The organism is Ruegeria sp. CL3 (assembly GCF_056536505.1).
The window spans coordinates 41278-57927 of sequence record NZ_JBQFPT010000010.1 but is presented as its reverse complement, the minus strand read 5'-3'; the positions used below and the strand labels follow the sequence as shown (position 1 = coordinate 57927).

General features: G+C 57.3%; 14 protein-coding genes. 10 read left to right on the top strand and 4 right to left on the bottom strand.

The window, feature by feature from the left end; all coding sequences use genetic code 11:
* Positions 1–4: 4 nt before the first annotated feature.
* Complete coding sequence (locus ACR0NO_RS15595; protein WP_480724608.1) at positions 5–2482, bottom strand: FAD-dependent oxidoreductase; 2478 nt, start codon at positions 2480–2482, stop codon at positions 5–7.
* 134 nt (positions 2483–2616) lie between these two features.
* Between ACR0NO_RS15595 and ACR0NO_RS15590 the strand changes: the two genes are divergently transcribed.
* From ACR0NO_RS15590 to ACR0NO_RS15560, 7 genes are all read left to right on the top strand, one after another.
* Entirely contained in the window at positions 2617–3714 is a 1098-nt protein-coding gene (locus tag ACR0NO_RS15590) for an aromatic ring-hydroxylating oxygenase subunit alpha (protein ID WP_480724607.1), read from the top strand.
* Between the two features lie 168 nt (positions 3715–3882).
* The gene (locus ACR0NO_RS15585; RefSeq protein ID WP_170376962.1) at positions 3883–4263 is read left to right on the top strand and encodes a carboxymuconolactone decarboxylase family protein; all 381 of its coding nucleotides are present in this window, start codon (positions 3883–3885) and stop codon (positions 4261–4263) included.
* Complete coding sequence (locus tag ACR0NO_RS15580; protein WP_480724606.1) at positions 4260–4559, top strand: hypothetical protein; 300 nt, start codon at positions 4260–4262, stop codon at positions 4557–4559. Before ACR0NO_RS15585 ends, ACR0NO_RS15580 begins: the two co-directional genes overlap by 4 nt.
* Before the next feature lie 34 nt (positions 4560–4593).
* On the top strand, positions 4594–5589 hold the full coding sequence (locus ACR0NO_RS15575) for a taurine ABC transporter substrate-binding protein (protein WP_170641131.1): 996 nt from the start codon (positions 4594–4596) through the stop codon (positions 5587–5589).
* A 69-nt stretch (positions 5590–5658) separates the two neighbouring features.
* Positions 5659–6465, top strand: a complete 807-nt coding sequence (locus tag ACR0NO_RS15570; RefSeq protein ID WP_170376956.1) for a taurine ABC transporter ATP-binding protein — start codon at positions 5659–5661, stop codon at positions 6463–6465.
* Entirely contained in the window at positions 6462–7727 is a 1266-nt protein-coding gene (locus ACR0NO_RS15565) for an ABC transporter permease (protein WP_170376954.1), read from the top strand. The genes ACR0NO_RS15570 and ACR0NO_RS15565 overlap by 4 nt, the downstream gene beginning before the upstream one ends.
* 202 nt (positions 7728–7929) lie before the next feature.
* Positions 7930–9936 (top strand): adenylate/guanylate cyclase domain-containing protein, encoded by a 2007-nt coding sequence (locus ACR0NO_RS15560; protein WP_480724605.1) that lies wholly within the window; start codon positions 7930–7932, stop codon positions 9934–9936.
* Between the two features lie 9 nt (positions 9937–9945).
* Here ACR0NO_RS15560 and ACR0NO_RS15555 read toward each other — a convergent pair whose 3' ends face one another.
* Both ACR0NO_RS15555 and ACR0NO_RS15550 read right to left on the bottom strand, forming a co-directional pair.
* Positions 9946–12087 carry an ATP-binding protein gene (locus ACR0NO_RS15555; protein ID WP_480724604.1) on the bottom strand — a complete coding sequence of 714 codons (2142 nt, stop codon included), beginning with the start codon at positions 12085–12087 and terminating at the stop codon, positions 9946–9948.
* Positions 12084–12791, bottom strand: a complete 708-nt coding sequence (locus tag ACR0NO_RS15550; protein ID WP_170666965.1) for a response regulator transcription factor — start codon at positions 12789–12791, stop codon at positions 12084–12086. The genes ACR0NO_RS15555 and ACR0NO_RS15550 overlap by 4 nt, the downstream gene beginning before the upstream one ends.
* Before the next feature lie 322 nt (positions 12792–13113).
* Between ACR0NO_RS15550 and ACR0NO_RS15545 the strand changes: the two genes are divergently transcribed.
* Positions 13114–13740, top strand: a complete 627-nt coding sequence (locus ACR0NO_RS15545) for an adenylate/guanylate cyclase domain-containing protein (RefSeq protein ID WP_480724603.1) — start codon at positions 13114–13116, stop codon at positions 13738–13740.
* 135 nt (positions 13741–13875) lie between these two features.
* Here the strand turns inward: ACR0NO_RS15545 and ACR0NO_RS15540 are convergent, their stop codons facing one another.
* The gene (locus ACR0NO_RS15540; RefSeq protein WP_480724602.1) at positions 13876–14643 is read right to left on the bottom strand and encodes a DUF5765 domain-containing protein; all 768 of its coding nucleotides are present in this window, start codon (positions 14641–14643) and stop codon (positions 13876–13878) included.
* A gap of 40 nt (positions 14644–14683) precedes the next feature.
* Here ACR0NO_RS15540 and ACR0NO_RS15535 point away from each other — a divergent pair, with 40 nt between their 5' ends.
* The gene (locus tag ACR0NO_RS15535) at positions 14684–15538 is read left to right on the top strand and encodes a class I SAM-dependent methyltransferase (RefSeq protein ID WP_480724601.1); all 855 of its coding nucleotides are present in this window, start codon (positions 14684–14686) and stop codon (positions 15536–15538) included.
* A 145-nt stretch (positions 15539–15683) separates the two neighbouring features.
* Positions 15684–16646, top strand: coding sequence for a fatty acid desaturase (locus ACR0NO_RS15530; RefSeq protein ID WP_480724600.1), 963 nt, complete (start codon positions 15684–15686; stop codon positions 16644–16646).
* Positions 16647–16650 lie beyond the last annotated feature (4 nt).

The window sequence follows — 16650 nt, the reverse complement described above, 5'->3', positions numbered from 1 at the left end:
GTATTTATGCCGGAACTGCGGCTGGAGCGTCCGTTCTGGGACGCTCGGACTTTGGATCATAGGCCGCTTCGCCAAGGATACGCCCCTTGCGCGGGCTACCGGCGATCACGACCTCGACCTCAGTGCCGGGAACATTCACATGCGGCTTGACGAAGGCAAAGGCGAGGATCTTGCCAACGCTATGACCATAGGCAACCGAAGCGGTCGCGCCCACGACACTACCGTCGATGCGGATCGCCTCCCCCCCATGACCGTCTTCGATGCCGTCCGGCTCGATTTCCAGATAGGCGCAGATCCAAGGCATTTGACCGGCTTGGGCCTGTGCGGCGCTGGCCCGCGTGGCTTCAACCCCCAGATATTCTTTGTCCAACTTGAAGAATCGGCCCACATTCGCCTCGGGCAGCGTGACCTCATTTGTCAGCTCACCAGCACCAGGGAAAGCTTTCTCCATCCGCAGACTGTTCATCGCGAACGAGCCGTAGTTCTCGATCCCGAATGCCTCTCCCGCGGCCCAGAGCGCGTTGTATACGTCAACGCAAGCTTCATCCGGCATGTGAAATTCCCAGCCCAATTCACCCGCATACGACATGCGGAAGGCCCAAACCTTGTGCCCGGCGACAGTGATTTCCTGCGCCGACAACCACCGGAAACCGGCATTGGACAGGTCGGCATCGGTGCATTTGGCCAGCACCTCGCGGGATTTTGGCCCGTTCAGGGACAAAGCCGACCAATCTTCGGAGAGCGTTTTGACGGAGACGGTCTCTCCCGCGAGGTTCTGGTTCAGGTGATCCACAAGGCGTTGCTCGAAGAACGCGGCGCAGACCAGATAGTAGCGATCCTCGGCCATGCGCACGATCGTGGTCTCAAGCTCGATCCGCCCTCTGCGATTCAAAAAGTGCGTCAGCGTGATCGAACCGTCTTTCTGAGGCATTTTATTCGCGGTCAGGCGATCTAGCAGCGCATAAGCATCCGGGCCCGAGACTTCGACCTTGGTGAAGGCGGTCACGTCCATGATCCCTACGCGCTCACGCACGGCCTGACATTCCAGGGCAACCATGTCGAACACCTCGTTGCGGCGGAACGAGTAGTGGTCGCGCTGTTCCACGCCATTGCGGGCGAACCAACGGGGGCGTTCGTGGCCGAAGACCTCCTCATAAACCGCGCCTTTGTCCTTGAGGATCTCGTAAAGCGGAGACGGTTTGATCGGACGCCCCTCAAGACGGTTGAAATGCGGAAAGGGGATCTCGTGGCGCAGCTTGTAGTCTTCATGCGCCTTGATGACCTGCCAGTCTTTCTTGGCGTAGCTGCCAAAGCGGCGCGGGTCATAGTCGCGCATGTTGATATCGGCGGCCCCGCGAACCATCCATTTCGCCAGTTCGCGGGTCAGACCAGGCCCCCAGCCAATGCCGATCTGCGTACCGCAGCAGCACCAGTAGTTCTTGACGCCCGGCGCCGGACCAACCATCGGGTTGCCATCGGGCGGGTGGCTGATTGCGCCGTGCACTTCGCGGGTAATACCCAGTTCGGCAAAGATAGGCATCCGCTCCAGCGAGTTTTCCAACCACGGCATCACGCGGTCATAGTCGGCCTCAAACAGCCAGTTCTCGTACTCCCAAGGGCATTCATCGTGCCAGACAGAGTTCGAGTTCTCTTTCTCATAAATCCCGATCAAGCCCTTTTTTTGCTCCATCCGGATATAGCCCGACACCATCTTGTCATCGCGGATCACCGGCAGTTCAGTGTCCAGATCCTGAAATTCGGGCACGTTCTCGGTGACAAAATAGTGGTGCGTCATCGAAGTCATGGGCAGCTGAAGATCGGACCATTCGCCCATCTGCCGTGCATAGGTGCCGCCCGCGTTGACCACATGTTCGCAGGTGATCGTGCCCTGTTCGGTCTCGACCACCCATTCGCCTGCATCGTTCTGCGTGATGTTAGTCGCGCGGCAATGGCGGAAGATCTTCACACCTTTCTGCCGCGCACCAGCCGCCATTGCCATGGTCACGTTCGAAGGGTCAACATGGCCATCATCGGGCGTATACAGCGCGCCTAAGACACCATCGAGATTGTAGTACGGGTGCTTTTCGGCAATGAACTCTGGTCCCACCAGCTCGATATTGAAGCCGAGGGCGCGACCGACGGACAGCGTGTGGCGCAGCCAGTCCATCTCATCCTCGGTATAGGCCAGCCGGAACGAGCCGCAACCGTGCCACGTGACGGCCTGACCGGTCTCTTCTTCCAGCGTCTTCGAATAGAGGCCGATATTGTAGTCGACCATCTTGCCCAGCCCGTAGGAGCTTGTGGAATGGGTGATCTGGCCCGCCGCGTGCCAGGTTGAGCCGCTGGTCAGCTCGGCCTTTTCCAGGAGGATGGTCTCCTCTCCCCATCCTTCGTGGCCAAGGTGGTAGGCTAGGCCACAGCCCATGACCCCGCCGCCAACAATGACGACCTTTGCGCGTTCGGGCAGTTCTTTCTTGGACATCGCAGGATTCCTGTTCCAGAGTCGCAGATTTCTGTGGATTTGATAATCAAACAAATGTACCACGGTCAACATATAACGACACAAATGAACGCTACCCAAGGCAAGCCCCTCGGTTTCCAAGTTGAGGATCCATCATGACCAAGCCGCTCACCCACTCGCTCGAGGCCCGCTACTACACCGATCCCGCCGTCTTCGAAGATGAGATGAACGGGCTGCTGGCGCGGACATGGCAATTCGCAGGACATGCGGCCGATATCCCGAATGTGGGTGACTATTTTGCCTTTCAGATTGCTGGTCAGAACCTGTTTGCCATTCGCGGTAGGGATGAGGTGGTGCGCACCTTCTACAACGTGTGCCAGCACCGCGCGCATGAGATGGTGACCGGGACCGGCAACACCCGTGTTGTGGTCTGCCCCTATCACCAATGGACGTATGAACTGACGGGCGGGCTGCGCGCAGGGCCCAACATCAAATCGGTCCCCGGCTTTGAACGGGAAAAAATCTGCCTGACCGAAGTTCGGACCGAGATTTTTCTGGGTTTCATCTTCGTCAATCTCGACAAAGATGCCGCCCCGATGGACGACTGGTACCCCGGCGTGCGCGAAGAGATTGCCGAATTCGTGCCCCATATAGATGACCTCGCGCCGCTGGAATGGGTCGAGATTCCGGAAAATTGCAATTGGAAGGTCTCAGTCGAGAACTACTCGGAATGCTATCATTGCCCATCGAACCACCCGACCTTTGCCGAGGGTGTGGTGAAGCCGGAAACCTATGACATCCGGCCAGACGAGCAAGGCGGCTACGTCCTGCGCCACACGACCGAGTGTCAGGCACTGGACAAGATGACCTATCCGATCGACCTGTCGGTGCCCCATGCCGGCGACTATCAGTCGTGGTTCCTGTGGCCCATGTTCTCATTCCAATGCTACCCTGGGAATGTGCTGAACACCTATCACTGGCGCGCCGAAACCGTCGACACATGCACCGTCTGGCGGGGCTGGTACACGGAAGGCGGCCATGAAAGCGATGTGATCCGCGGGCTGGCCGTACAGGATCGCGAGACCACCGTGGCCGAGGATATTCGCTTGGTCGAATCCGTATATCGCGGCCTCAAGTCCAAGGGCTATGTGCCCGGCCCACTGGTTCTGGACCCCAAATGCGGCGTGATGAGCGAACATTCCATCGCCCGGCTGCAGCAATGGATGCGGGACGGCGTAGACGCGACCTCCTAACCTGAAACGCTTTTGGAGTCCGTACGGTAGCCCCTGCCACTGCACGGTTTGGCGTTCGACTTTTTGCCTTCGATTTTGGATATAAAGGCAAGTCCCATCTGGCAGGAGACCCGTCTGCCGGATTGGCTGACCAATAGTCAACGGGTCGCACAATCACGAGGAAGACCTATGGATGACACCCTGTTCGAAACCGGGCTGAAGCAACGCAAATCGACCCTGGGCGCAGAATATGTGGAAAAGAACCTTGCGGCGGCGGATGACTTTACCCGCCCGTTTCAGGAGGCCATGACCGCCTGGTGCTGGGGCTTTGGCTGGGGCGACGACACAATTGACGCCAAAACGCGCTCGATGATGAACCTCGCCATGCTGGGTGCGTTGGGCAAAATGCACGAATGGGAAATCCACTGCAACGGCGCACTGAACAATGGCGTCACCAAGGAGGAAATCCAGTCGATCATTCACGTGGTTGGAATCTATTGCGGTGTTCCTCAATCGCTTGAATGCTTCCGCGTCGCGCGCAAGGTGTTGGAGGAACGGGATCTACTATGACGCCCGCTTTGGAACAGCGATCAGAGGTGTCGATTCCCTCTACTGGCACCAGCGCAATCACGCTCGACCAGACGTCTTTGGCGCAACCGCGCACGGGGGCGGTTCAACATGAGACCATGTTGAAAACAAACAGCAATTCCCGGCAGAGCCACCAAATGGATTTTGCGCGCCTTCGCGCCCAATTTCGCAGCTCTGCCCCCGGTTTTTACAGCGCCGCAGCACAATTTGTTTCGCTGTTTCACTATCTTGGGTCTATTGTCTCAGGCATCGGTCCGGCAAAAAGTCGGGCTATATAAAAAATGATCATCACAACAGGGAGAACATAAACCAATGATCAAAAAGTATCTGCTCTCAACGGCCTGCGCCGGTCTTGCCGCGTTTTCGGCATCACAAGCAGCGGCTGCGGATGAAATCACCGTCGCCTATTTCCTCGAATGGCCGATGCCGTTCCAATACGCCAAGGCCAACGGCACCTATGAAGAAGAGATGGGCGTCAAGATCAACTGGGTGTCCTTCGACACCGGGACTGCGATGTCGGCTGCTATGGCATCCGGCGACGTTCAGATAGCTGTAAGCCAAGGCGTTCCGCCGTTCGTTGTGGCCACATCAGCTGGTCAGGACCTGCAGGCCGTCGATGTTGCGGTTAGCTATTCGGACAATGACAACTGCGTCGTGGCCGAAGCGCTGGAAATCGACAAGACCAACGCCGGAGAGTTGAACGGCAAGAAAGTCGGTGTGCCGATCGGCACGGCCGCGCACTATGGGTTCCTGTCGCAGATGGCCCATTTCGGCGTGGATACCAGCTCGCTCGAAATCGTCGACATGGCACCCGCCGATGGCGCGGCAGCCTTTGCTCAGGGTAACCTGGACATGGTCTGCGGCTGGGGTGGCGCGCTGCGTCGTATGCTCGACCACGGCAACATCCTGTTGACCGGCGCCGAAAAGGAAGAGCTTGGCATTCTGGTGTTCGACGTAACAAGTGCACCGACCTCGTTCATTCAGGAAGAGCCTGAACTGCTGTCCAAGTTCCTCAAAGTGACTGCTGACGCAAACGCGCAGTGGAACGCGGGTGACTCCAAGGATGAGATGCTCGCCGCGATCGCAAAGGATGCAGGTATGGACCTGGCCGATGCCGAGGCAACCATCGCGACCTTCACCTTCCCCTCCGCTGAAGAGCAGCTGTCTGACAAATGGCTGGGTGGTGGCGCGCATGAGTTCATGGGCGGCGTTGCCAATGTCTTTGTGGATGCGGGCAGCATCGACTCGGCGCTGGACTCCTATGAGGGCGCTGTAAACAGCGCGCCGCTGGCGGCCGCGTCCAACTAATACAACATACATATTCCGGGGGCCGGTCATCCGGCTGGCCTTCGGAAACAACAGCAGGAAGGAAACGGAATGCCTGAACTGGACATCATTGATTTGTCCATGCGCTTTGACTTGCCCAACGGTACCTCTGTGCAAGCCCTTCAGGACGTCACGCTCAGCCTTAAAGAAGGTGAGTTGGTCTCGGTCCTCGGGCCCTCGGGATGCGGCAAGACAACGTTGCTGAACATCGTCGCGGGCTTCCTTGCGCCCACCTCGGGCCGGGTCGAGCTAAATGGCCACGTGGTCGAAGGGCCAGACGCGGAACGCGGCATGGTGTTTCAGAAAGGCGCCTTGTTCGAATGGATGAACGTGCGCGAAAACGTGGAATTCGGCCCGCGCATGAAAGGCATGCCCAAGGAAGAGCGCGATAAGATCTCGGACCATCTTCTTGAGGTCGTCGGCCTTCAGGACTTCAAGGAAAAGGCCGTCTATGAGCTGTCGGGCGGTATGCAGCAGCGCGTGGCCCTGGCACGGTGTCTGGCGAATGAGCCTGACGTCATCCTGATGGATGAACCTTTGGGCGCGTTGGACGCGCTAACCCGGGAAAAGATGCAGGGGCTGGTCCTGAAACTCTGGAAAGAGACCGGCAAGACCATCATCCTGATCACCCACTCGGTCGAGGAGGCCCTGTTGCTAGGCGAGCGCCTGATCGTGATGGCCCCGCGTCCGGGGCGAATTCACAAGGAATACAACCTGCCTTTCGCGGAACGCGGCGTGAACGCCGACCTTCGCGATGTCAAAAAGTCCGAAGGTTTCGCCGAAACCCGAGATGAAATCCTATCGATGATCTGGGAAATGGAAGAAGAAATCATGGGCCGGACGGAGCAAGCATCATGATCGTACTTCTGTTTTATATCGGCCTGTTCGGCGGCGCGTTTTTGATCGTTCACCTGCTGCGCAAGGGCCTGCAAAGCCGTCAGGACTTTACCAGCCTGAAAACCGTGACCTTTGGCGATGAAAGCGCTGTGCGCGCGGATCGCGCAGCCTCGATCATCTCGATTCTGGTTATCTTCGTAATCTGGGCGGCATTCACAGGATCGAAACTGATCCCGCTACATGTTCCGGGGCCGTTTGTGGGGGAAACCCAATTCACCTACACGGTCGAGAATGCAGACGGCACGACTGATGACGCCACCGTCTTCATCCGCGTCCCACCCTTCGGAGAAGATGCAGAAGACTTCGAGGTTGATCCCGGTACGGGCTTCGCCAAAGACGATGCATTTGCTGCGCCAACCGGGCGGTCCTCGACCATCTTGTTTGACAAGAACGACGACGCCAAACGCGCAGATGGCGCAAAGATCATCGCGATCAATGGCAATCCGATCGGTCCTGACGCAAAAGTCAATGTTGGAGACGGCACTGTATCGCTGACCGGCAAGGGCGCTATCAGCTTTACCCCAGCACAGGGTTTGCAAATGAACCCGATCTGGCTTCCTGCACCGGAAACGGTCGTCGCGCGTTTCTTCGAGATCGCCAATGAAGGCTATCAGAACTTCTCGCTCTGGCAGCACTTGGGTTGGTCGTTGCTGCGCGTCATCGCAGGTTTCATCGCCGGGGCCATCGTGGGTATTCCGCTGGGTTATGCAATGGGCTTGTCGGGCTGGTTCCGCGGTTGGTTCGACCCGATTGTCGAGTTCATGCGACCTGTCCCTCCGCTGGCGCTGATCCCGCTGGTCATCATCTGGTTCGGGATCTGGGAGACTGGCAAGATCGTTCTGCTGTTCCTTGCCGCCCTTTGGATCATGACCATTGCCGCCCGTGCGGGAGTTTCGGGTGTGAATATCTCCAAGATCCACGCGGCCTATTCGCTGGGTGCATCCAAATGGCAGATCATGCGTCATGTGATCGTCCCGAACTCTCTGCCCGAGATCTTCACGGGTGCGCGGGTCGCGATGGGCGTCTGCTGGGGCACGGTTGTTGCGGCGGAGCTGGTCGCGGCGCAGAAAGGGGCTGGTATGATGATCATCGCGGCCTCGAAATTCCAGCTGACCGACATCGTGATCATGGGCATCGTGCTGATCGGCATTATCGGCTACGGCATTGATATCCTGATGCGCAAGGCCGAGAACGTACTGGTCCCATGGAAGGGTCGTAGCTGACCTAAGATACCAAAAACACCGGCAGATTGACCCGCCCGTCGATCTGCCGGTTTTTCTGTCCAAGCGTTTCTCTCGCCAACTACACAAGTTAGAGCGCAGATTGAAACCAACTGGCAACTGACGGTTGCAGCCCCTAGACTTGGCCTCGAACCTGACTGCCCGCATCACTGCGCCAGTCGCGATAGGCCGCCGTGGAGCTTCAATGCGTGTCACCGTTGGGATCGCTGTGTCAATGCTCGTCGCTTTGTCCATCGGCGTGTCGACCTTCATTGTGCATTCCCTGTGGTGGACAACGGCGCGAGACAACAGTCAGATGCTGGCCGCCGAGATCAACAGCCAGATCTCGAACACGGTCCGGATTGAGGTTGGCCTGACCCTCAGATCCGCCGAGGCTGCCTGGGCCGCAGTCCGGACGATCTTCATTCAAAACGTGATCGAAACACGTCAGGCCGACAAACGCGAATTTGTGTTTCTGTCTCAACTGCAATCTCAACCAAATATCTCGTGGATCACCTTCGGCTGGCCCGATGGTAATTTCTTTGCGGCCCACCGGCTGGGGGATAGCGGGCTTGAGATGATCGAGATCGACGAGAACATTCACGACAGGAAGCTGCGCAGAGACCGCTATATCTTCATCCCTGGCGACATCCAGTTCGAAGAACGCAGCTTTGCCGAAACAGATTACGACCCGCGCGAACACCCCTGGTATGACAACTTCATCGACCGCGACACGCCAGATTGGATCGAAGTGCGCGATCTGCCAAACAGCGACAAGACAGTGTTTGCATATTCCGGCCCAATCGATGTACGTCGCCAACGGCAAGGCGTGCTGTCGGTTGCCATTGATACCGACCGCCTTTCCCGCTTTCTGGGCTCCCTGCGCCCCGGTGAGTTCGGTGCGGCATTTATCCTCAGCGCCGATGGCAAGGTCATTGCCGTGCCCGATCCCAACGCGGACGAAATCACCCCCGCCCGCATGGGTGAGGGAGAGCTTTACGAAGTGGCGAAACTCTCGGGCCAGAAACTGCTGACCGACGCAGACGGGGTCGTTGCGGGCACCCTGACGAAACGGATCGTCTACGACGACGTGGCTTATGCGGTCGCTTTGACACCGCTGGGTTTTTACGGTTGGCGTGTGGCGACGGTTATCCCGGAATCGGCCTTTCTGTCCGGGATCGACCGGACGCTGGTCAATCTGGTCTACATCCTGCTGGGCGTGGTGGCCTTGGCGACCATCGCCGCAATCTGGCTGGTGCGCCGGGTCGTTGCCAACCCGCTGTCACGCGTCGCTGAAGACCTCAGCCGGATTGAGCGGTTCGATGTCGAGCAGGTCTCACGTCGTCCCTCGCGTTTGGTCGAGCTTGAGAACCTCTCGGCTGCGACGGCGAGCATGGCGGCCGGGCTGTCGGCCTTTCGGAAATACGTGCCGACCGATCTGGTGAAAATGCTGGTCGCCGCGGGTGTGAAGTCGCAACCCGGTGGCGAGACCAAACAAATCTCGGTCCTGTTCTGCGACGTGTCTGGCTTCACCGGTCTGGCCGAGAAACACGGCCCAAAGGTCGTGGAACTGATGGAGCCGTTTTTCAATGCTGCCTCTTCAACGATCGAACGCCATGACGGGACGCTCGACAAGTTCATCGGCGACGCGGTGATGGCCTTCTGGGGCGCACCGAGGCAGAATCCGAACCACGCGGAACACGCCTGCCGCGCCGCCTTAGAGTTAGTGGAAGTCATTGAAAACTCGGCCCTGCAAAGCCAGTCGGACGAGGCACTACATGTGCGGATCGGGCTAAATAGCGGAGAAGCTCTGGTTGGCAATATCGGGTCCGAGCATCGCCTGAACTACACCGCCATTGGCGACGTGGTGAACGTGGCCAGCCGGTTGGAGGGTGTCAACAAGACATACGGCACCGCAATCCTGATCGGCCCCGAAACCCGGCGCGAAGCGGGCGACGCGATCATTGCCCGCGAATTGGACACGATGGAGATCGCGGGCCGCACCGAGGAATTGGTCGTGTTTGAACTGATCGCAATGGCCGGCGACACGCCTGAACCGCCAGCCTGGATCGCGGCCTACGAGTCTGGCCTGGCGCATTTCCGGACCGAGCGATTTTCCCAAGCCATAGACGCGTTCAAATCTGCCGACACGTTACGCGGTGGCGACCCGGCATCAGTGGTGATGATCGAACGGGCACAGGCTGTGCTATGAGAGACCGCCTCAAGAGGCCTGTCGTTTAAGGCCCTGAATGACGACCCCGCAGGATTGAATAAGCTTGTCCAACTCTGCGCTATAATTCTCGGCACCGCTGCGCAAAAGCCCCTCGACCGATTGTGCCTTGGCGGCCAATTCCGTTTCACCAAAACTGGAGACACTGCCATAGACCCGGTGAACGAGGAACTCGATCCGATCCCTGTCGCCTTGGCCCCGCGCTTTCTTAAGCTCGACATAGCAGTCTTCGAGCGACTCTCGGAATGTCAGGAAAACCTGATCCAACTCTTCATTGCTCAGGAATTTCCTCAGGCGTTCCTTGGTGTCATCGGTATTTGGAATGTACGATATCTCAGGGGATGGCTGCCCGAGTGAGGCTCGCATGGCGCCATATAGCACTCGCTCATCCAGAGGCTTTGAGACAACCGCGTCAAAGCCAGCGTTCGTGTATTCATCCAGATCTTCGGGCATTACGTTGGCAGTCACTGCAATAGTGGTGATTGACTTGTCCAATCCCGTTTCCTTGGCAATCTGCTTCAGGTCGCGCGCCAATTGAACGCCAGTCGTATCGGGCAGTCGGATATCGGTTAGAATGCAATCGGTGTCATCTGGATGGAAGCGGGCAATCGCCTCTTTGCCGTTGGCCGCTGCGGTGACCGTGTGGCCATCCCTCTCTAGCAGGCTTTTGAGGATCTCCATGCTGGTCGGGTCGTCCTCGATGATAAGAACGTTTTGCTTCGTCCCGACCGTGGCTGCAAAACCCGCCATTTCGGATTGCGGGCTTGGGGCCGGGGCCGCGTGGAAAGGCACTTCGACCCGGAACACTGTCCCCTCGCCCAGATTGCTTTTGACCGACACCTGCCCATTCAGCGTTGAGACAAGCCCACGCACGATCGAAAGCCCCAGCCCAGTCCCGCCTGTTTTGCGTGAGTCGATGTTCGAGGCCTGCGTGAAGGGTTCAAAGATATCCTTGACTTGGTCCTCGGGCACACCGATCCCGGTATCGCTGACCGTAAAGGCCACCGACTGCTTTGATTGCTCAAAAGACAACGTGACCGAGCCTTCATTGGTGAACTTCACCGCGTTGCCTAGAAGGTTCAGCAGAATGTGCCGCAGGTGGCCGCTATTGCCGCTGAGATAAACGCCATCGTCAAACTGCGGGATGATCAACTGTACGTTCTTCGACCGGGCCAGCGGGCGCAAGACGGCCTCGAGGTCTTGCAGAACTTCGGACAGGTTGAAGGTGCGAAACTCTCGATCTTCGGGCTTTTCCTCAAGACGCGCGATGTTGAGGACATCGTCGATGAGATTGCGCATCGCAAGGCTCGAGCGTTCAATCTCATCCAGTCTCTGGTCCAGAGACTCAGGGTCCTGCGGGGTCAATTTGATCAGGCGGATATTGCCCACGATGCCGTTCAGCGGTGTGCGCAACTCATGGCTTGCGGTTGCCAGAAACTGGGATTTCGCCTCATTCGCCTTTTCCGCATCGTTGCGCGCCTTTTCCAGATAGACACTCTGCACGAAATTCGCCCGCAGTGTGCGTTCGGAAAAGAACTTGGCATAAAGACCAATCAGAACAGTAGAAGCCAGAACGAAGGAGGGACCGATCCACGTATCAATACCGCTGCTTAAGCTCGTTTTGTCGAACACCAGATAGTACGACACCGGCACGAACAGCAAAAGCTGCAACGCTGCCGAGTGGGAAAAGACAAAGGGCAGGAACACGGTGCCCGCAAGGCTGATCAGCGCAAAGCGATACAAAAAATCCTTGGATTCATGATCACCGGAAAAGGCGAAGGCGGCCCAGATGGCCAGATACATCATCGACCAGCCGGTGGAGATGATCACGGGCAATGTGCGCGCCGGAAGTTTGTGCGAGAAAAAGAAGAGTCCGAAAATGAACGAGATGATGAACAGCCGCGCGCCCCAGACAGCCAGATCCTGACCTGAGAAGCTGCGGGAATGCAGGACAAAAACCTCAAGAAAAGCAAAGACGACGTAGAAAGACGCGCCAAATAGCAGCGCTGTGCGGAATTGCCCGCGTGTAGATTCGAAGTACCAATCGCGGTATTGAGCCTCAAACTTTTTGTCCAGAAAGTTCTGGGTGACCGCGTTGATCGGTTCGTCATATATGAAGGCGCGGGGTTTCACTGTCGTGTCACCCCCAGTCGATAGCCGACCCCGTGGACCGTCACGATGATCTTTGGACCATCGCCGCCATCCGACAGCTTCCTGCGGATCTTGGCAACCAGAGCGTCAATTGTTCGCTCTCCGGCGTCATGATCCGGCGACAGGGCGACCGCATCCAGCAACACCGACCGGGACAGCACCCGACCGTTCGCGTTTACGATAGCCATCAGCACGTCGAACTCGGCCCGTGTGACGGGTATGACCTCGTGCTGGGCATTCCAGACCTGTCGACTGTCCAGATCAATCTCGATCTCGCCCAGCCGGACCCTGGTATCCTGCCGCGGCATCTGCGCCTGGGGGTTCGTGCGTCTGAGAACTGCGTTGATCCGGGACAGAAGCTCATCCGGGTCAAACGGCTTGGTCAGATAGTCGTCACCCCCGATGTCCAACCCGCTGATCTTGTCGCTCGCGGTATTGCGGGACGACACGAAGATAATCGGAGGATGAGCCGATTTCGCGCGCATCGAACGCGCAAGCACCAGACCGTCCTCATCCGGCAATCCGAGGTCCAGCAAAGCGATATCCACCGATTGGGACGCAAGCGTCGCGCGTGCATCCGCAACATTGGACGCTTGAAGAACATTGTAGTGCGGCCGAAGAAGCGCGGACGTCAGAGCAAGCAATGACGGGTCGTCCTCTACCAACAATACGTTCAGCTTCTTCAACTCTGTGGTCCTACCTGTCTGTTTCTAAACACAGCTTGGCACGTGTGAGTATTTACGTCCAAACCATCCCCACACTCTTTTTGGAATATGTTCAGCCACGGACACAAGCCTAGCGTGCGCAACAACCCCGCCTGTTAACATCTGGTTAACATCTGCATCGCGGTTTGGTGACAATTTGATTTTAATCTCTGTTTCAACGTCCAGATTTGTTGGTGCAGTTATGTTAAATACATCTTTTGAAATTATTGAGCCCATCGACGATCCCGAACTGTCTGAACTTCCGGCGCCATGCAGCAAGCATAGCACGCTGGCAGTTGTTGATATGGAGACCACAGAACCGTCGGTCGTAAAATCATTCCCGGTTCGCCCGACGATCATCCACCCTCAGCCGAGCGCATTGATCGACCAAACTTTCGAGGACAACATCGCCGAATGCGCGGCCGATGGTGAAAACAAAAGCCTGTTGGTCACAATCATGATGACCGATGTAGTGAACTCGACCGAGATCATCGCGCGTCTGGGCGATGCAGAGTGGCGCGATGTCATGGATGCTCTGGATACGGCAGCGCTTGAAACCGTTGCAGAACACGAAGGCACACTTGTGAAACTGATGGGCGACGGCATGCTGGCGATCTTTCCCCGCCCCAGCGCCGCCATCGCTTGCGCCAAGGCTTTTCGGGCCACGGCAGACGCGCTTGGCCTAAAGCTTCGGGCCGGTATTCATTGTGGAGAGTGTCTGCGCACCACCAACGATGTGACCGGTATCGCGATCGCAATCGCGGCCCGTGTTCTCAGCCTGACACCCGGTGGGCAGACATGGGTTTCCAGCACCGTGCGCGATCTGGTTTTGGGTCTGGGGCTGGAGTTTCAGGAAATTGGACCCAAACAGCTGAAAGGCCTGAGTGACGATTGGGTTCTGTATCAACTGGAGGGTGACGCCGAGACGTAGTCGCCGCCTCCATAGGGTTTCTTGCCTCCCACCGGCTTGAGGGGGAACCGGGTATCCGATCAGATCGGAACTGCGGTTCGCAGGTTAGGCATGAGGTAAAGAAAGTGGTGCGCGGGTGAACGGTTTTTTTGGGTACTAGAGTGGTTTTTTATTGGTCCCGTTCACCCAGCGCAGCACAGTCCATAAAGGCCATGATTTTGCCTGCAGCGCCGTCTTGAGCGGCGTGAACACGATCATCATGACAATGCCCAGCGAGAACAGACACCAAATCGCAGGCATTTCCGTCGGGCTATCTGTTGAGGCCCATGCCAGCGTCGGCCCGATCAGCAGTTGAAACCCCGCCACTTTCCACGCGCCCAGCGCAGCGGGCAGAAGGAACATCACCGTAAAATAGACCGGGAAATTCAGATCATATTGCTGCCCGAAAATCGTGGCAGGCAGGCTTTCACCCAGATCGTTCAGTGGCAGATGCCAGCCTAAGTGCCAGCTTTCCGCCTTCACACACAGATGATCGCTGCACAAAAGACGCCCCGGTCGGCACGGGCCTGCCCACTCGAACGGATAAATTTGCAGCAACAGATACGCTCCGGTCACTGCGCCGAGACCGAAGACCACGGGCGCTATAATACCGCGCACATCCTTTGGGATAAAATACAAGGCTAGAATGCCGGTAAACAATGGCTGAAAGGCGATATGTATATAGGCCAGAAACGCCGCGACCTGGTTTTGGGGCAATGCGCATTGTCCCTCGACGGAATAGGAATAACCCTGCAGCACCTCAATCGCGGTGAAATACACCAGCGGAGACCAGAGCAACGGGCTCTCGCCTTGTCGTATGGCTTTGACGGTGGCGATCACCCCGACGGCAGCAATGGTATAGGACGCTGGCCCGCTCCAACACATTGTTATATCAATCCTTCAAACCACTCGTCTCGGGATCAGTATGCATTCGGTCAGCCCTCAAGAAAGCCTTTTTTCGGTCGACGACATTCTTGAGGATTTCGCGCGGTTCGACTTTCCCCTGAAAGACATCTGGCTCAGCGCGGCACGGTTTCATTTCCACAATCTCGACCCTGAAATCTGCGCCCTGCCCCTCGGCGCACGCGCGCTGGAGATCGGCTGCGGGGCAGGTATCCTGCTGACCATGCTGCGCCAACGGAACCCAAACATCACGCTGGACGCCATTGAGCCTTTCGCCGAAGGCTTCGCACCGATGGAGCATGTTCTGGATCACGCTGCCAAGCAGGGCGGAGACATTCAACGCAGCACCTATGAGGAGTTCACTCCGTCCCAACTCTATGATCTGATCTACATGGTCAACGTGCTGGAGCATTTGCCGGATTGGCAGCATTTCCTGGATACGCTGCCGCGTTTTCTGGCCCCACAGGGCCGCTGCCTGATCCTGTGCCCCAACTACGGTTTCCCGTATGAGCCGCATTTCAACATTCCCGCGCTTCGCTCAAAGACCCTGACAGGGCGACTGTTTCGAAAGCGGATTACATGGGTTGAGGACACTTACGAAGTTCATGGGTTGTGGAACAGCCTCAACTTCGTCCGTCTGGCCCAGATCAAACGTCACCTGAAGGGGTCCGGCCTGCGCCTGCGCGTGCGGTCTGAGATCACCGACCGCATGATCGACAGATTCAACGATGATCCGGTATTTCAGGAACATATCGGCGTGTTCAACGCGATCGGGCGCGGGGCAAAAAAATTGGGCCTCACGCAGGTTGTTCGCCTGTGGCCATTTGAGAACATACAGCCCTATATGTTTCTGGAGCTGTCCCAAACCGATGCCTGAACCGCGCACCTCATCGAATTTGGCGGAAATCCAAAGCCGTGCTAACGATTGGGGACGCTAAGCGTTTTCATAGTCTCAATCATTTTCAGTGACGGTAATGAGTTCGATCAAGGTTCCGAGGGAATTCACAAAACCAGACGATAGGATGGCCTGCAAAGCGCTGGCCATCAGCGCAGGCGTTGTCGCTGCGGCGCTTGCTATCCCTGCCCTTTTTCCCGGGGCATGGCTTTCCCTGACATTAGGTTCGATCCTGTTTGCGGCAGGAATCCTGCGGCTCTATTCCATCCAGCATGACTGCGGGCACTACAGCTTTTTCACAAACCGCACGTGGAATGATCTGCTTGGGAACCTCCTGTGCCTCTTTTCCGGGATCGCGCATAGCGTTCTGAGGTATAATCACAACCTGCATCACCAGCATCTGGGCAATCTGGATCACCGGGACGCCCACGAGGTCTATGTCATGACCCGGCGCGAATATGAGACCGCGCCCCTGTCCAGGAAACTGTTCTATCGCGCCTACAGGCACCCGATCACCTTGTTCCTGATCGGCCCGGTTCTGATTTACTTTGTCCAATACCGCTGGCCCCGAAACACACTGAAAGTCAGCGTCCGGGATGTCCTATTGCAGAATATCGCCATGTTTGTCTTCTGGGGCCTGATCATCACATTTCTGGGTTGGTGGAGTTTTTACGCCCTGATCCTTGGCAGCATTCTTGCAGGCAGTTTCGGAATATTTGTCGTCTATGTCGGGCACAACTTCGAAGAAACCTATTGGCGCCAATCCGGCGACAAAACCGCCCACGCTGCCGCCTTGAACGGGGCGAGTTCGCTCCGACTAGGACCGGTTGTAGATTTTGTTCTGCTGAATTTCGGCTTCCATGACCTGCATCACCTGAACGCCAAAATCCCCTGCTATCACCTCAAGACCTGCAACGCCTCAATCGCGCAGGACTGGAACAGCGCGGCGATCGACGTCCGAGGCGCGCTCAACTGCCTGAAATGGAGGCTGTGGGACGAGGATACCAATCGGATGATCCCCTTCCCACATAGTCTGCGCCATGATCTCAGTCTGGACTGGCGCGGCCCGGCACCTTCGGCGAAGCTTTAGACCT

Bases quoted from the DNA above. Each gene is read 5' to 3' on its own strand.
- ACR0NO_RS15595 (WP_480724608.1), bottom strand. From the start codon at position 2,482: ATGTCCAAGAAAGAACTGCCCGAACGCGCAAAGGTCGTCATTGTTGGC.
- ACR0NO_RS15590 (WP_480724607.1), top strand. From the start codon at position 2,617: ATGACCAAGCCGCTCACCCACTCGCTCGAGGCCCGCTACTACACCGAT.
- ACR0NO_RS15585 (WP_170376962.1), top strand. From the start codon at position 3,883: ATGGATGACACCCTGTTCGAAACCGGGCTGAAGCAACGCAAATCGACC.
- ACR0NO_RS15580 (WP_480724606.1), top strand. From the start codon at position 4,260: ATGACGCCCGCTTTGGAACAGCGATCAGAGGTGTCGATTCCCTCTACT.
- ACR0NO_RS15575 (WP_170641131.1), top strand. From the start codon at position 4,594: ATGATCAAAAAGTATCTGCTCTCAACGGCCTGCGCCGGTCTTGCCGCG.
- ACR0NO_RS15570 (WP_170376956.1), top strand. From the start codon at position 5,659: ATGCCTGAACTGGACATCATTGATTTGTCCATGCGCTTTGACTTGCCC.
- ACR0NO_RS15565 (WP_170376954.1), top strand. From the start codon at position 6,462: ATGATCGTACTTCTGTTTTATATCGGCCTGTTCGGCGGCGCGTTTTTG.
- ACR0NO_RS15560 (WP_480724605.1), top strand. From the start codon at position 7,930: ATGCGTGTCACCGTTGGGATCGCTGTGTCAATGCTCGTCGCTTTGTCC.
- ACR0NO_RS15545 (WP_480724603.1), top strand. From the start codon at position 13,114: ATGGAGACCACAGAACCGTCGGTCGTAAAATCATTCCCGGTTCGCCCG.
- ACR0NO_RS15540 (WP_480724602.1), bottom strand. From the start codon at position 14,643: ATGTGTTGGAGCGGGCCAGCGTCCTATACCATTGCTGCCGTCGGGGTG.
- ACR0NO_RS15535 (WP_480724601.1), top strand. From the start codon at position 14,684: ATGCATTCGGTCAGCCCTCAAGAAAGCCTTTTTTCGGTCGACGACATT.
- ACR0NO_RS15530 (WP_480724600.1), top strand. From the start codon at position 15,684: ATGGCCTGCAAAGCGCTGGCCATCAGCGCAGGCGTTGTCGCTGCGGCG.